Consider the following 16,065-nt stretch of genomic DNA (forward strand, 5'->3'; position numbering starts at 1 on the left):
AGTATTCTAAAAATCCCTGAGTTCTAACTATCCTTAAGGTTTATGCAGTCATTAAAATGAATTGCCAATACTCAACATCATTCGATTTATATTTGAATGAAGTATATTTACTTTTTTGAGATCTATTTTTTGAATAATTTGGAAATTTTCTTCACAGAAAAGCAATTCCAATAAATTCTAGTGATGACTAATTCTCTGTTGTGTCGATTTGTGCATTTAGCAACTTTTTATTATGCGTTAAAGTATTTGAGTGCTGTGATTACTGATATTTTCTAATCTAATAAATCAAATAGAATTTACTTTTAAAGAAATTCTTTCAGATTTAGATTGATTTAATTGAGTGATTTGATTGCTCATCATCAGTAATTCACCTTTTTTTTCAACTCTTACGCTTAATCCGAAATAGTGTCCTTGGGCTAATAGCGATTCCGGTAAATTAATGGAAAAATTAACCGTTCTCGCTGATTTTCTGGTTGTCATAGTATAATCATAATGACTTTTTTCAGAGTAACTGTTTCCGTTTATTGGGGTGACAGAAACGGTAATTAACGCATCACTAGGAATGTCGATAGATTGGCTGTAAATATCACCTTGAATATTAAATGTGTTTCGATTTTTATTTATTGGGTTATTACAAGCAAATAGGAATAAACAACACGCTAAAATAAAAATTGAATGTAAAATAGATTTTGATATAGAAATTCTTGGCATGATTTTTCTTCTTTTATATGAATAATTTATTGATATGAACGATTAAATACTTTCTGAAAAAAACAGCGAACATACGCATACATGTTTTTTCGCTCATTAACTCTTGATAAAATTGGCATTTCTGATTTTTCGCCAGTATACAAGATACCAATTCTGGGCAGTGTCATGATGAGATTTTCATCTAATTCAACTTTCTTAAATGATTGACGTAACTGCCTGACAAGCTTGTAGTAACTACTCTCAGTCACAATAGTTCCGCGCTTTTCCCAAATTTCATGCATGACTTCTCGCTTGCTATTCGTCTTTAATAACAACAGCTTTAAGAGGCAGGATTCATTTTCAGATAAATTCACGGTTCTTTTTCCACGAGATAGCGTTCTCTTCAGAGGGTCATAAACGACTTGACCACATAAAAGCACCATTGGCTCTATTTGATTGTATTCCATGTTATTCATAATATTTCCCACAGATATAGTTCAATATAAAATTAATTATCGACATCGTAATCATCAGTAAAATTATGTTGAATATAAAAAAACAGTAGGGTAATGAGTTGATGAAAAATCAAAGCGTTTTTTTAAATTCGAACAATGTGTTTTGGTGATGTAAATTTAAACTACTATCTGTGAGTGTATATATCAATTTCAAATTTATTTTTTTTATGTTTTTTAAAAAGGAGGGAGTTAAAAAGCTTAGGTTATAAAAAACACACTCTAAGCTTATAAATATTCGTCGGTAAAACGTTAAGTAATGAACTAATCTGATAGTACAAAGTTATTCAATCGTTGGAATTATATAATTGATGAATCTTCATCTTCATCACCATCAAGATTGAAGCTAGTCATATTTTTATTCAATTGTTCAGTGAATGGAGTATTCATTAAACTTATCGACATATAACGTTGAATAGCTTTAGTGAAATCTTTATATAAAGCAGGTTCAGATTCAGATGGAGACTTTAATATTTGAACGATTTGAGTAATGAATGATTCTTTATCATTGCGATTCAAATTTACCATAGTTTTAAACACCAATGCGAAGCGTGTTTTATCACTATCCTGATGTTTAAATTCAGTAATAAAGCTTTGTATTTTAGCGTTTTTATCCTCCGAAATGTGGGGAATGTTTTTTGCTTGGTAGTTTTGTATATCTTTCATGTTGTTACGGGATTTCCAAAGGGTACTCATTTTAGTGTGTAGATCGGATAGACTCGATGGCGTATTGCCATGAGTACGCGAAGCTGACAAAGTATTCAGCAAATTAGAGTCAATTTTCATATTTTCCCCTCCTTGTTTCTTCTTGTTGGAGAGCACGTTCTTGTTGAATTAGCCGTTTTTGTTGAATTAATAGTGCATAAGCTTGTTTGTGTTGTTGCAAAATTAAACAACGGGTCGAAATCGGAAAAATATGCGGTAATATTTTTTCTGCCGCCAGTTTCGGCGAGAATTGTGTAATTTCGTTATTCACTTCTAACGTGATTGAATTATCGGGGCTAGTACATATTTTGGCGCCGTTAGCTCTAGTGCTTATCTTGGTTTGCAATGATGCCGGTATGTGTAATTGAACATGGCGAGCTTCGGATTGTAATTGAGCAAAGTGTTCTACCACAATTTCTTGTAGACGCGCGTCAGTAAACAAACCGATGAGTAATTGAGTTAATTGGCTTTCTGTTTGGCTCACCTGATTTTGGTATTGGGCTTCACTGTCATTGAGGGCACCAATAAAATCATTCAAAAGCTGTGTTAATCCATCTTGATAGCCTTGTTGGTAGGCTATAGTATGAATACTTTTCTCAGACTGTTGAGCTTGTTGAACATGGGCTTTGGCTTTTTGATGTGCCTGTTTAACAACCGACTGGGCATATCTATTGGTGTCTAAAACCGGATACTTAATCAGCACATTTTCAATTAAAGTCTGCTGGATATTAGGTTGTGTGTTCTCTGACATAGCGGCAAGTTTCTTCAATAATATTCCAAGGTAGCAGAGTGGAAGCCGTGTGAGGGATCATCTGCTGTGTGCGGTGGCTAAACATATATTTTGCGCGGGTAGCATAGCCGTGACTAAAGGTGTTTAAACACATCAAAAGCTGCTCAGCGCCTAATGCAAGTAAATGCTGAGGCGTATCGATGGCCTGTGTTATGTCTTGCCATAAAAGGTGGCTAAATTTCTGATGCAATTGTCTATATTGAGATAGCTCTCCCCACCAAGGCAGAGGACCTGGGTACTGAATAACCCCCAAACCCCACGCCACAGAAGGTAATAATGACCAATTTTCGGCAAGTATCTCGGGTAATATCAACGTTTTTTCATCGGGTAAATCTAATTGATATTGCTCAATAAGCTGCAAGTTTTGCAGCTGTTGTAGCGGAACGGGTAGCTGATGATAATGCTCATCAACGAACTCCGAGTGAAAATAATCCCCCGGTGCTAAGAAAATATTTTTTTGGTCAATCAGCAGCTTACTCAATTGGGGCATGGTTTGATTTCTCCACCTCTTCTTCATTTTCATCGCTTTGTTTATTGTTGCGATGGTATAGATACAATCCAAATGCAATTAGCATACCGATTAATGCAGTGATTAAAGCAGAGGCAATCACGGGATTAAATGCTGGTGTTGGACCATTTTTTGTTTGATACAGCAGCGGAGGGCGACTGACTATCACGACAGAAACATTGTCATAGGTGGTTTCGGCAAAGCTATTATTGAGGAATAACTTAATCTTATTCATCATCACTTTTGGGTCTTCATTACCTGAGTAAGTCACGAGACTGGAAACTTTTTGCGCCTGTTTTACGGGACCATTACCTGAGATAGGGTAGCTCACATGGACTCTCGCATTGACCACATTAGGAATGGTTAGTAGAGATTGCTCAAGCCGTTGTTCAATCAAAGATAATAATCGTGTTCGTTCAGCTTGCGGTGAGGCAACCAACGAATCTCCAGGAAAGGCATCAATAATTTCCACCGGATTTTTGGATGGCAGGTTGTATTGACGTAAAAGATCCACCGCAATAACAAAATCGTCAGGTGCTACGCGAATCGAGTCTCCATTTTTAGAATCCTGTTTACGCTTAGCATCAACTCCGTGCTCTTGCAAAATCGCAAGCACTTCGTTGCTTTGGCGCTGGCTTAAATTGCTCAGTAATAACTGGTTATCACAGCCGAGCAGTAAGCCAATAAACCCGATTAATAGGAATTTCTTTAATATATTCATGGTTTATTGTGCTTTTAATACAGTATCAATGGCAGAAACACTTTTATGTGTAAGTGTACTGACCATATTCAAGGCAAGGCTGTAATTACCGACTTGGTTTTGTAATTCCAATAATTTAGCGGAATCGCTAGGGTCAATGGTATTCATTTTCTCCAGAAGATCTGCTTTTTCTTGGCTCACAGAGGTCGTGTACTCAGCAAATAACTGTTTCACTTTATCTTCCAAAGGGATGGTCGCTGGAGTAACAGGTGCCATTTCAGCGATATTTGATAATACTGAAACAGGATTAATAGGTAACATAAGTATCTCCTATAAAAATAGAGCATCAGGATCAGTGATGCTCTGATTTAAATTAAACGTTGCGGGCTCACATGTTACGAATAATGGCTTGTGCCGCATCTTTAAAGGACTTCATTATGTTGCTTTGTAATTGACGTGCCATATTATAGTTACCGCTTAATGCTGTGATTTTACCCAGATTCAGCGGGTTATCGACTTCCAGATTTGGGTTGTCGATCATAGACTTTAATTCATCAGCGATAGTTTTTGTTCTTTCGCTAATACCTGCGGAGCTGCGATACATCATGCCCCATTTATTATCTGTTGCTGTGGTAGATGCTTGTTCTAATGCAGATGCATCCCAATTACCATTTGCATTACTAATGCCTGGAGTTGCCATATTTATTACCTCATTAATTAGGTTGATTTGAGTTAAATAACCAATGATTATTACCTAACAACGTAATACCATTAGAATTGGTGATAAACGATTTTCCAGCCAGTTCATTATTGGCAAGGGAGACGGAAAATTGAATTTTCTTGGTTCCCCACTTTTGACTAAATGAATTGGTGAAGCTAATTAAAGAGAGAGTCTGTTTATCATTTAAACTATCTCTTATAACAAAGATAACGTAGTTACCTTTGGTTATTCTTTGCCATTTCACATTACTTTCAGTCAATCCTAACTCTGCTCTCTTGATGAGTTCCTCAAGAGGAATCTGTACAAGTTGGCTTTGGTTATAACAACTGAAGTAACTAGATAAAATGCGATTAATATTTTTATCATCATTATTCGGTAGTGGGTTTTTCACGACTCGAATGACGGGTTGACAAGGGTTGCTAATGTCAACCTTTAATAAATTGGGTACAGTATCTATTAACTTATCTTCAATTTCTTTTTCAAGAAGGTTTATTTTTTTGATGGTATATTTTTCTTGATAATCTGATTTTAGTAAAACTTGACGGCTCCAGTCTTCATCTCTTTGCGATTTGACGAGAATAAGTATTTCGCCATTTTTATTCTGCGTATAGATAATAGGGTAATAGCTTCCTTTTAATATATTATCTATATTTTTAATCTGTTTTGCAGTGTTATTTTTTGGATTAATTTGGAATTCAACGAATAATATAAAAATAACGACAAATGTTAGTAATAAAACAAAAAGCCATTTTTTATTAAACTTTGGTTTCTGTTTTATGGCAATGGCGCTATTTTCTGTAAGCAATAGTGATTTAGATGGCAATGGATTAGGCTCTTTCTTAGATTAATTCCATTCAGTATTCAATAGCTTAATGACGATTGGAAAGGTGTCAATGAGCAAGATTTCTTGTAGTGTGACAGAGAGGTGACGACTTTTCCCATCTTGTTTAAGATTAATTGCAAAATTATTATTATGTTCGTCATGAGAAACAATAGAAAACTCGCACTGGGTATGTTCGCTAGGAATATAATAGGTTGTGAAACCGTTTTCATCTATTTCAGTTTTGTATTTAGTATATTGCCCAACGACAATAAGATTTTTATCGATGTTAATCATTAGCTCTTGACTATTCATCGAACCACTAATAATTTTCATTATGCAGGTGTGGTATTTTGCTTCTATCATAAGATAATCTCAATTAATAAAAAATAGCGAGTCATATTGACTTCAATGCTCAGTATTTAAATATAAGAACATAATATAGTCAGCTGAATTTATCTTATTCATTCATACCCTGTATTTTTATAGTTAATTCCAAACTATTCCAGAGTATTCATTTGTTTTTTTATATTTAATCAATGAATCTACATCAAGTAAAAATCAATGGATAAGGCCTATTTATAATGTCGAATGAAGATATTGCTAAATTATTGGCGAGTAGAAATAGTTGCTTTTCTTTACAAGACGTACTGGTCTTGTCAATACCAAAAGAAACTATAACCTCAATAGAAAATATAACCACAGTAAAAGCGAAAGCGACGCTTTGTTATAAATCTCGATATACAAATTTAAATATTAAAGTACAAGAACCCGCTATCTTTGTTTGCGGTCTGGATGAATTAACGATTGAAGATAAAACCTTATGGGATATCTATACAATGGAATTATCTGAACTCGTTGAAACGCTGGCTATTATTGATACTGCAATGGGGCAATCCTTTCTTGCAAAAAAAGCCACCAGAGAGAGTGATGAAAACCAACTAGGTGAATTCATTATATTTGACGATGAAATATCAGCACCTGTTTTAATTAAAAACATCGTGATTGATTTGATCATTAAAAAACAGCCGTTATTTGATGATTGGTGTGATGTATTAAGACGCTATGAAGCGTATGGAATGATGCGCTTTTTAATTTCAGCCGCTCAGCAAGACAAAAACGCCAATATTAATCAACTGTGTGCCCGTTACGGCATTTCAGCTTCTTATTTTAGACAACTCTACCGAGAAAACTTTAATAAAACCGCTAAACGCAAAATTATGGGCGTACGTATGGGGGCGGCTATTTTGCAATTAATTGAAAGTGAAAGTTCTATTTTAGATGTTGGGTTAGAAGCAGGTTACTGCTCCGCCTCTCACTTCACGAATGATTTGAAAAAAGAATTGGGATTAACCCCATCAGAAATAAGGCACCTTGGAGCAACGTTATATGAACAGTAAAAAATTAATGGCGGTTTTTATTTCGCTGTTTTTACTGAGTGTAAATATCAATACCGCTCAATCAGAAATGATGATTGCAGAGCCGGTGACGCAAGAAAGAAGTGCAGATACGTTTGTCGCGAATAATATCGCGGTAGGTAAAGTGTTTGATGCTGTAGCAGAACAAATTAATAAGCCAATTATTTTAAGTAAATTGGCATCCCAGAAAAAAGTGACGGGAAATTTTAACCTCGCGAATGCCGATGAAATGTTTAAAGCCTTAACGCGTCGTATCGCGTTAGTCTGGTATGACGATGGTGCAGGTATTTATGTCTATGATAATAGTGAAATGCGTAGTCTGATTATTCCGACTCACAAAGTCAGTAGCCAGCAAGTTCTCAGCTATATTCAACGTAATGGCATCTATGATGCGCGTTTTCCTGTTCGTTCCCAAGGTGGCGACACGATGTTATTTGTGTCCGGACCGCCGCTCTATGTTGAGTTGATTAAAGGTGCCGCGCTGTATCTTGGCGAGCAACGCAAACAAGAAGAAAAAACCAGTGGTAATGTTGCGGTACTCCCGCTGAAGCATGCCTCTGTAAGCGATCGAAGTTACTCATTACGTGGTCAATCGATCACGGTTCCCGGCATGTTATCGGTGATCAGTTCCCTGTTTAAAAATGGGGGCAGTAGCGTTGAAGAAACCCTCGAAATTTTACCTGCAAAGCTCAATACCGATGGGGATGAAATTGATGCCTTGATGGATGCACCCATTGGTGGCGCTCGTTCTGAAAATCGCCAAGTCACCGTCAAACGTGGTGGTGCATCAAATAGTAGCTTTTCTCTGGTTGCCCATCCTGACAGCAACAGCCTGATTGTGAAAGGTAGCCCTGAGCAGATCCGTTACGTCCGTGATTTGGTTAAAACATTAGATAACCGCCGTCGCCAAGTGGAGCTTTCCTTGTGGATTATCGATATCACACGTTCTGAGTTAGATAACTTAGGGGTGAATTGGGAAGTGGGTTCTTTTAATGTAGGCGGCGGCTCGGTTTCTTTTAATCGAAGCACCTTACCTGATAGCAGCAAGTTTTTAGTGCAAATTGATGCGCTAAGCAAAAATGGTAATAGCCAAATTGTCTCGCGCCCGGTGTTACTCACCCAAGAAAACGTTCCTGCGCTGTTTGATAACAACACCAGTTTCTACGCCAAGCTACAAGGTGAACGTACTGCAACCCTCGAATCAGTTACTTACGGCACGATGATCAGCGTCATGCCGCGCATTTCAGCCGGTCAAAGTGTTGAAATGGAAGTGAATATCGAAGACGGTGCAGAGAACCGCGATAGCAGCGGCAAAACGTCCAGCGTTGAAGGGCTTCCGACGGTTAACCGCACCAGCATTAATACCGTGGCACGTATCGCCAAAGACAGTAGTCTGTTAATCGGTGGCTATACCCGCGACCAATATATTGAAAATGAAAGCAAAATCCCTCTTCTTGGTGATATTCCTTGGGTGGGAGGCTTATTCCGTCATAGCTCGACCAATCAACAAAAAATGGTGCGCATCTTTTTAATCCAGCCGCGTTTATTGGATGAAAACGAAGTGTGGGATGGGCGACAATTTTCCGAGAAAACCCGTATTACACAAAAAGATAGCCAACTGCATGGAACTGTACAGTTTCTCCAGCAATACATGAGGGATTCATGGCAATAACCCCACTGAGCTATAGCAATCGCACGCTACTGAGCGCACAAGATAAGAGTCGTACAGCCACGAAAAGCAGTGATGACTCCGATGAAGCTGCGCGCGGTGCGGGGGTGATTGATAGTTCCAGCGAATACGCTTCGATGGCGATGCTGGCTGCGAGCCATGTTCGTCGAGGCGGTTCGAAAAAAGGGCAAGAAGAGGAGTGGATGCGCTTTGCTGAGCGCATCTTAGAAAACAATGCAGACGAAAAAGTGCTGAGAATTGAAGGAATACTCAATCGTCAATTGATGACGCCTCAGCAGTTACGGGCCTTTTTATTGCAGTTTTTCTCTGATCCTAGCGATTTACTGATGGTGCTTGCCGCGCTTATCAACCGTAAAAAACTCAAGCAGGAGCAGATTGATCATTTACAAGAGTTAGAGCGGTTACTGCTAACGGAAGATACCAACCGTACGGCGCAGGCAGGGGCAAACATCGCGCTAATTGCCAAAGCGTTTGCCCAAACTCTGCGTGAAAGTGCTGGGAACTTACGCACCTTATACCGCGAATTTATCGGTTATGACGGTCCTGTGGTCTATTTATATGAACAGTGGGTAGAAGAAATGGAGCTGGCTCAACGCGAAAACATGATGCGTTATCTCGCAAGAGCCTTGGCGTGTGACTTACAAGCACTGCCGCTTGGAGACCTGAATATTAGTGAGTTTGGCAGCTTCTTTACACGAATTGGTCGTCTGCGTGAATTGCAGTCACTAGACCGCACATTTAGTCAGCAATTTCTCCAATCAGGTCTGTTTCGCCAGCAAGCGAGCTTGTCACAAAAACAGTTGTCACAAAGCCTCTTGCCGCAGAGCCAATTGGAGAAGGTGCTAAGCCAATTATTTACCAGTGGGATCCGTAGCCAAGAAAGTTTCAATGACAAGCTTGTGAATTTTATTCAGGAACAATTAAGTGCCATGACCACGGATCTACGCGCCCGCTTTGTTCAGCTTCTAATTATTGCGTTTTCAATTATTCCCGTTGCCATTTTTTACTCATTGGAAGCGCGTGATGAATTACTCGACCAATTAAAAATACAGATGGATCAACTGTTGGCGCAAGAGCAGCGCTTACGTCGACAACCCTAATTTGACAGGAAATACACGATTTCATGAAAAACTTAACCGGATTTTTATTGCAGATCCGTAATCGCCCTGAACTGATGGTGCTAGTCATCATGGTGATGGTTATTGCGATGCTGATTATTCCGTTACCTACCGTCTTGGTCGATTTATTGATCGCACTGAACATTATGATTTCGGTACTGATCTTTATGAGCTCGTTTTATATTACGCGAGTTCTTAATTTCCAATCCTTCCCATCCATTCTACTGATTAGCACGCTGTTTAGATTGGCGCTCTCTATTAGTACCAGCCGACTTATTCTGCTTGAGGCGGATGCTGGCGATATTATCGATACTTTTGGTGAATTCGTTATTCAGGACAACTTAGTGGTAGGAATGGTGGTATTCGCCATCGTGACGATCGTGCAATTTATTGTTATCACCAAAGGTTCAGAACGTATTGCTGAAGTGGCAGCTCGCTTCTCCTTGGATGCGATGCCCGGAAAGCAGATGAGCATCGATGCGGATTTACGCGCTGGGGTTATCGATGAAGCAACCGTAAAAATTAAACGTGGCGAACTGGAAAAAGAGAGCCAATTATTCGGTTCTTTTGACGGTGCGATGAAGTTCATCAAAGGGGATGCCATTGCCGGTATCGTGATTATTTTCGTCAACTTAATCGGCGGAATATCAGTGGGTACGGCTCAGCAAGGTATGGATCTTTCCACGGCATTAAACACCTTCACGTTATTAACTATCGGTGATGGGTTGGTCGCGCAAATTCCTGCGCTGCTTATCTCTATCAGTGCTGGCTTTATTGTGACTCGCGTGGGGGGCAATGATAAAAACTTGGGTGAAAACATTGTTTCTGAACTTTTTGACAATGATTTCACCATCCTGATCACCGCATTTATCGTGCTATTTATGGGTTTTTTACCCGGATTTCCAACGGCCATTTTCTTGTTTCTTGCGGCATTGCTGATGGGGTTATTTGCCACTCGCTATTTTAAAAAGCGTAAAGCACAGCGAAAAGAGCAGCAATTGGGTGAAGAAAATCTGCAAACCGACGCCACTGAAGGGGAAACTCAGCGCGCGAATGATGATTTCGACGATGAGTATATCCCAGAAACCTTACCCGTCATTATCTCGGTTAATCAGCAATATAAGCAGCACCTAGAAGATAATAATTTTCTATCTCGCATGAAAAAAGATGTGTTTATTCGTTATGGATATCGCATTCCCGATATTGCCATTAACTATTCGCCTATCGTGTCAGAAAACAAAATTGTAGTGCTAATAAACGAAGTAAAAGCGGGTGAATACGATGTCTATTTTCATGGTCAACGCTTACTAACGGCGAATGATGAGCTGGAATACCTTGGGATGGAACTCATCAAATATACCGATGAATATGGTTCAGTCAGCACCTGGTTTGACAACCAATACAGCGAAAACGTCGAGCAACTCGGTCTATTAGTGCGCGATGACGTAACGGAAATGATTGATTGCGTCAGTACGTTGCTTTTACGCCACATCAATGAATTCTTCGGGATCCAAGAAACTAAAAATTTACTGGATGATCTTGAAAGAAAGTACCCCGAATTACTGAAAGAATGTTATCGCCACGCCACCGTACAAAAAGTCACGGAAGTTTTTCAACGTTTATTAATGGAAAAAATTTCGGTGCGCAATATGAAGCTAATTATTGAAACCTTAGTGCAATGGGTGCCCAAAGAGAAAGACAGCATGATGCTGGTAGAGCACATTCGCAGCTCAATGGCGCGTTATATCTCATCCCGTTTCTCGGTGGAAGGGCGCCTAAATGTCTTAATGGTGAATGCGGAACTGGAAGACACTATTCGCCAAGGTATTCGCCAATCATCCGGTGGTGTTTATTTGCATTTAGAACCTGAAAAAAGTAATGAGCTTATTCAAGCTGCTGAATTGGCATTAGAAAACAGTTACTTATCTGTTAGGGATGTCAATGTACTGGTACCTGTGGATATCCGCCGGTTTGTGAAAAAAATCTTAGAAGGTCGTTTCCCTGAACTTGAGGTGCTCTCATTTAATGAGGTTTCCGAAATGGTGAAGGTCAACGTTATTAAAACGATATAAGGAGCACATAAATGAAATACCGTTTTGTCGAGAAATTGAATGAATTTTTAAATGCCATGGGGCGCAGTGATTTAGTGAATCCGCAGCTTGATTGCCATTCCAATATTCAACTCGAAATGAGTGATGTACCTGCGATTAATATTGATTTGTCATCCGATGATTTAATTATTTGGTGCAGCTTAATGGAATGTAATTACAGCCGACTCGAAGCATCCCATGCTTCATTATTGAAAAGCATTTTAGAATATGTACCACGTAATTTTCATCCGGGGCAACCTGCACTCAATATTATGGAAAATAACTTGGTGTTATCCGCGGTATTAAAGGAGACTTCATTGAATGACATGCAGTTATTTGCTGATTCTTTTGAAGAATTCTTTGAACGCATTAACGAATTGCGTCTGCAATTATCGTAATTGATGATGAAACTTTTTGACGTTTGCGCACATCCTGTGCGCATTCATGGATGCCTGATTGAAGCTCCATTGAATGGCGTATTTATTGGCGAGATCTGCTTTATTGAGCAGTCATTGGCACAGCCAAAAGTTATCGCCAAAGCGCAAGTAATAGGCTTCAAAGAAGGGCTAACGGTTTTGAGCCTTATTGGTCGCGCTCAGGGCTTCACTCGTGAAGTGGTTATTCGCCCAAGTGGTTACCCGTTTGTATTTCAAATGGGGGAGCATCTTGCTGGGAATATTTTTAATGCTGCTGGGGAATTAGAAGGCGCATTAAGTCAGAAAAATAGCGAAATTACACAGTTAAAAACCAAACTGCAACGCATTGATAATCCTCCAGTGAGTGTGAATAAACGCCGTCCGGTGAATGAACCGATGGTCACAGGAATTCGCGCTATCGATGGATTGCTCACGTGCGGGTTAGGTCAGCGTATCGGTATTTTTGCAGCGGCGGGTAGCGGTAAAACCTCATTAATGAACATGTTAATCAATCACGCTCACGGGGATATTCATATCGTGGCACTGATTGGTGAACGTGGGCGAGAAGTGATTGAGTTTATTGAAGAACTCAAGCAATCCCCCCATGCGGATAAAACCATTTTAGTGTATGCCACCTCCGACAGCCCGCCGATTGAACGCTGTAATGCTGCTTTGTTGGCAACGGCGATGGCGGAATATTTCCGCGATTTAGGAAACCAGGTTTTATTGTATGTCGACTCGATGACCCGTTATGCAAGGGCATTGCGCGATGTGGCACTTGCGGCAGGGGAGCTACCTGCACGTCGTGGTTATCCTGCCTCGGTTTTCGAGCAACTTCCGTTATTACTCGAACGTCCAGGGCGCGTAAAACAGGGTTCTATCACTGCGTTTTACACCGTGTTATTAGAAAGCGAGGAAGAAGCCGACCCTATTGGCGATGAAATTCGCTCTATTTTGGATGGGCACATTTATCTCAGTCATAAACTTGCGGGGCGAGGACATTACCCTGCGATTGATATTTTGCACAGTATTAGCCGTGTTTTTCAGAAGGTGACAACGCCGGAACATCGCCAATTTGCTGTCGATATTCGTGAAAATTTATCTCGCTTAGAGCAGATCAAGCTGTACCTCGAATTAGGGGAATACCAGCGAGGTGAAAGCCAAGAAAATGACCGTGCGTTAGATAAACAGCAGGATATCAATCATTTCTTACAACAAAACATGGATGAGTCAGAGGGCTTTGAGGAGATGTTAGCCCAATTACATCATTTGGCATCCTGATGATTAATCAATTATTAGCGTTGACTGAAAAGCGTCTCGAAAGAGTGCAGTTAGAGCAAAGCAAGCTGAAAAGCGCCATTTTGCAGTTGCAGCAACAACGCCAAGATCTTCACCAACGGATCGCTATATTAACTCTACAAGTTGGGGTGTATGAAAAATCTGAAGAATTAACCCAAATGGATTTTTGGGAACGTCAACGGCAAAAAGCCGTGGTTTTATCAGAAATCGCCCAATGTGAATTTCAGATAGAAAACATAGACGCTGAATTATCTAAGTACCATTTATTGAAGCAGCAAATGACTGAACGGACGTTCATTTTGCGTAATAAGTGCGAGAAATTCCGAAAATATCTCAAGCAACAACGTAGGGCGCAGTGGTTAAAATTAGAGCGCCAGCAACAAAATGAAATCGAGGAGCTGTTTGTTCATGTCGACAATAAAATCACTGCCCAGTGACAATACATTTAATTCCGTAATGGAAGCTAAAAGTTCATCATTTGGTTTTAATCATCAAAAATATAACCAGCAAAAACCGGGTTTTCAAAAGCAGGGTAGTCAGCAGCATTCAGTCAAAAAAGCGGCTCAGGATATTGTTCAAAAAAAACTGACTCAAGTGACTGGTAATAATAAAAAGCCCAAAAAACCAGTAGAAGAGTTGGCAGTACCCGTTCTGTTGAACTTACCGACTCAAATCCAGCATATGCACTCTGGCGGGAAAGTGGCATTTCTCTCTGCGGAATATGGCTCAGATAAAAACAACAGCGAAGCGAACCATTCACTCAGTACACAACCTGATGACTTATTAGGGCAAACGGTGAGTGAAGACGATGCTCCTCAGATTACGTTTAACGCCAATGTTGGGGTGGTATCGATTGGTCAATTGGCTGACACGAAGACCGTTAAAACAAAAACTATAGCACAAAAAGCGGCTCGATTTTTGTCAAATAATCCGACAAGTGTCAAGCAGACCCAATGGATGAGCATCCCATTAGCGCAGCAGACTGAAGTTGTGGATATCGCTGTATTGAAATCACCTCTGCGTGATGGTCAATCAAATTCAGTGAGTGAAGCTCAATCTTCTTTTGAACCTGGCATGCAAATTCAACATGAGGTCAAAGAGCCGAATGTCTCTGCAAGCCATGAAGGCCGCCCTGTGCCAAATGAGCGTCCTGCATCTCAACATTTTCCTGATATGAAAAGCTTCAATATTGAAAAATCAGAAGTCATTCAACCGGATGAAATAGATATTACCAAAAACATTTTAACGCAAGTGCGTGCAGAGATGGGAGAGAAGCCACTGGCGGCGACGCCTCAAATTTCTACTTTTCAAACCTCGGCTTCTCAAACTTCAACACACACACAGCAAGCCTCTTCAATGGTCAGCAAAGTCGCTGAATTGATGGCAGCTTCTGAGGTTGAAAGTTTCCAAACTGCACCTTCTCGCACACTGAGTTACACCTTTAGCCAATGGCAAAACGCACCAACGGTCTCTTTTGCTTTAGCGAGTGCCAACAAAGATCAGGTGGTGGCATCAACGCAAAGCCATGAGGTTCAGCAGGCCTTGCAAGACAACCAGCATTTATGGACAGGCGAACAAAAAATGGTGATCCGACGTGAAGAGCAGGAAGGTCAACAGCGTCAACGGCAGCAACAGCATCAGCAAGACGAGGAGTCCTAATGCTAAATATTCATCGAATTAGCCACCGAGAAAAGCAGGTTAGAGAGTGGCAGCAGCGTTTTCAATGGGACTTAGACATGCATATCCCCAAAGTTGGAGAGCGCTATTTTCAAGTCACTCTACACAGTAAAAAGCAGAAAACTCAAGTGCTGGTGAATGCTGAAGAGTGGTGCCGTCACCGTTGGCCTAAGTTGGCTCATTACGCATGGAATCTTTTAGATACCAAAAGCTTATGCAAAGTTTTTACTTATGAAAATATCGGAAAGGCGTTTTTCTCCGAGCAATTCCGTTGTCATGGCGTCGAGATTATTGATGATGAACAGCTCCTACAACCAAGGTTCACGGTGAAAGAAAAGAAACTTGGCATTGTGCTGTTAGCTGAGCCTATTGAAGGGCTAATCGAGCGTAAGGCGCAAAACGGGATAGCCGAGCAGCTTAAGCTGCAAGCCGACTGGATTTTAGGTTATAGCCATATCAGTAGCAAAATTTTGCAGTCTATCGCGCTTGGCGATGTGCTGCGTATTCAGCAATTGCAATTAGATATGACCGTTGCAGGGCGTGTATTGGCCCATTTTCAAAAACAACAAGAAGGCATTTTTATGATTGAACAGTTAATGACAGCAGATGACGAACAGATAGATTCTGCGGTGGAAGAGGAGTTTGTTGATGAAACTGTTCGTCCTTTTAATTTGCACGACCTCACGGTCAAACTGACCTTTGTATTGGGTCATTCAGACATCAGTGTGGAGGAATTGGATTCACTCCAGCCAGGAGAAGTTTACTCAATTGGTGAAAATAAAGAACGTGAAGTGAAAGTGTATGCAAACAAACAACTGATCGCAGAAGGCGAGCTGACCTATATTGGTGATAGTGACGAATTAGGCTTAGAAATTAAGCGATTGGTAAGCTTAGGCGATAAAAGGTTATAA

Annotated in this window: 17 protein-coding genes and 1 pseudogene; 9 read left to right on the forward strand and 9 right to left on the reverse strand. The window is 40.1% G+C overall.

What is annotated here, in order from left to right:
• Positions 1–285: 285 nt before the first annotated feature.
• The 9 genes and pseudogenes from HFU86_RS01410 to HFU86_RS01450 all read right to left on the reverse strand — a co-directional run bounded on the left by HFU86_RS01410 (position 286) and on the right by HFU86_RS01450 (position 5,812).
• Positions 286–711 carry a YbaY family lipoprotein gene (locus HFU86_RS01410; protein WP_132496833.1) on the reverse strand — a complete coding sequence of 142 codons (426 nt, stop codon included), beginning with the start codon at positions 709–711 and terminating at the stop codon, positions 286–288.
• A gap of 26 nt (positions 712–737) precedes the next feature.
• Positions 738–1,166, reverse strand: a complete 429-nt coding sequence (locus HFU86_RS01415; protein WP_132496834.1) for a winged helix-turn-helix domain-containing protein — start codon at positions 1,164–1,166, stop codon at positions 738–740.
• 336 nt (positions 1,167–1,502) lie between these two features.
• Positions 1,503–1,988 carry a hypothetical protein gene (locus HFU86_RS01420; protein ID WP_255425919.1) on the reverse strand — a complete coding sequence of 162 codons (486 nt, stop codon included), beginning with the start codon at positions 1,986–1,988 and terminating at the stop codon, positions 1,503–1,505.
• Positions 1,978–2,658 carry a hypothetical protein gene (locus HFU86_RS01425; RefSeq protein WP_187128579.1) on the reverse strand — a complete coding sequence of 227 codons (681 nt, stop codon included), beginning with the start codon at positions 2,656–2,658 and terminating at the stop codon, positions 1,978–1,980. Before HFU86_RS01425 ends, HFU86_RS01420 begins: the two co-directional genes overlap by 11 nt.
• Positions 2,636–3,187: a hypothetical protein gene (locus tag HFU86_RS01430; protein WP_132496836.1), complete on the reverse strand. Its 552-nt coding sequence runs from the start codon at positions 3,185–3,187 to the stop codon at positions 2,636–2,638. Before HFU86_RS01430 ends, HFU86_RS01425 begins: the two co-directional genes overlap by 23 nt.
• Positions 3,171–3,926, reverse strand: a complete 756-nt coding sequence (gene sctJ, locus HFU86_RS01435; protein WP_187128580.1) for a type III secretion system inner membrane ring lipoprotein SctJ — start codon at positions 3,924–3,926, stop codon at positions 3,171–3,173. Before sctJ ends, HFU86_RS01430 begins: the two co-directional genes overlap by 17 nt.
• A gap of 3 nt (positions 3,927–3,929) precedes the next feature.
• Positions 3,930–4,226 carry a type III secretion system inner rod subunit SctI gene (gene sctI, locus HFU86_RS01440; protein ID WP_132496838.1) on the reverse strand — a complete coding sequence of 99 codons (297 nt, stop codon included), beginning with the start codon at positions 4,224–4,226 and terminating at the stop codon, positions 3,930–3,932.
• A gap of 67 nt (positions 4,227–4,293) precedes the next feature.
• Positions 4,294–4,605 (reverse strand): EscF/YscF/HrpA family type III secretion system needle major subunit, encoded by a 312-nt coding sequence (locus HFU86_RS01445; protein WP_187128581.1) that lies wholly within the window; start codon positions 4,603–4,605, stop codon positions 4,294–4,296.
• A 13-nt stretch (positions 4,606–4,618) separates the two neighbouring features.
• Positions 4,619–5,812: pseudogene (locus HFU86_RS01450) on the reverse strand (PrgH/EprH family type III secretion apparatus protein).
• 218 nt (positions 5,813–6,030) lie between these two features.
• Here HFU86_RS01450 and HFU86_RS01455 point away from each other — a divergent pair.
• The 9 genes from HFU86_RS01455 to HFU86_RS01495 are packed head-to-tail and all read left to right on the forward strand — an operon-like array spanning position 6,031 to position 16,065.
• Positions 6,031–6,846, forward strand: coding sequence for an AraC family transcriptional regulator (locus tag HFU86_RS01455; protein ID WP_187128582.1), 816 nt, complete (start codon positions 6,031–6,033; stop codon positions 6,844–6,846).
• Entirely contained in the window at positions 6,836–8,536 is a 1,701-nt protein-coding gene (gene sctC, locus HFU86_RS01460) for a type III secretion system outer membrane ring subunit SctC (RefSeq protein WP_132496842.1), read from the forward strand. The genes HFU86_RS01455 and sctC overlap by 11 nt, the downstream gene beginning before the upstream one ends.
• Positions 8,527–9,654, forward strand: coding sequence for a type III secretion system gatekeeper subunit SctW (sctW, locus tag HFU86_RS01465; protein ID WP_187128583.1), 1,128 nt, complete (start codon positions 8,527–8,529; stop codon positions 9,652–9,654). Before sctC ends, sctW begins: the two co-directional genes overlap by 10 nt.
• Before the next feature lie 23 nt (positions 9,655–9,677).
• Positions 9,678–11,744: an EscV/YscV/HrcV family type III secretion system export apparatus protein gene (locus tag HFU86_RS01470; RefSeq protein ID WP_132496844.1), complete on the forward strand. Its 2,067-nt coding sequence runs from the start codon at positions 9,678–9,680 to the stop codon at positions 11,742–11,744.
• 11 nt (positions 11,745–11,755) lie between these two features.
• Positions 11,756–12,160 (forward strand): type III secretion system protein, encoded by a 405-nt coding sequence (locus HFU86_RS01475; RefSeq protein ID WP_132496845.1) that lies wholly within the window; start codon positions 11,756–11,758, stop codon positions 12,158–12,160.
• 6 nt (positions 12,161–12,166) lie between these two features.
• Positions 12,167–13,459: a type III secretion system ATPase SctN gene (gene sctN / locus HFU86_RS01480; protein WP_132496962.1), complete on the forward strand. Its 1,293-nt coding sequence runs from the start codon at positions 12,167–12,169 to the stop codon at positions 13,457–13,459.
• Positions 13,459–13,914, forward strand: a complete 456-nt coding sequence (locus HFU86_RS01485; RefSeq protein WP_187128584.1) for a hypothetical protein — start codon at positions 13,459–13,461, stop codon at positions 13,912–13,914. The genes sctN and HFU86_RS01485 overlap by 1 nt, the downstream gene beginning before the upstream one ends.
• Positions 13,886–15,136: a SpaN/EivJ family type III secretion system needle length determinant gene (locus tag HFU86_RS01490; RefSeq protein WP_187128585.1), complete on the forward strand. Its 1,251-nt coding sequence runs from the start codon at positions 13,886–13,888 to the stop codon at positions 15,134–15,136. The genes HFU86_RS01485 and HFU86_RS01490 overlap by 29 nt, the downstream gene beginning before the upstream one ends.
• Positions 15,136–16,065 carry a FliM/FliN family flagellar motor switch protein gene (locus HFU86_RS01495; protein WP_187128586.1) on the forward strand — a complete coding sequence of 310 codons (930 nt, stop codon included), beginning with the start codon at positions 15,136–15,138 and terminating at the stop codon, positions 16,063–16,065. Before HFU86_RS01490 ends, HFU86_RS01495 begins: the two co-directional genes overlap by 1 nt.

The organism is Providencia sp. JUb39 (genome assembly GCF_012272845.1).
GTDB lineage: Bacteria > Pseudomonadota > Gammaproteobacteria > Enterobacterales > Enterobacteriaceae > Providencia > Providencia lanzhouensis.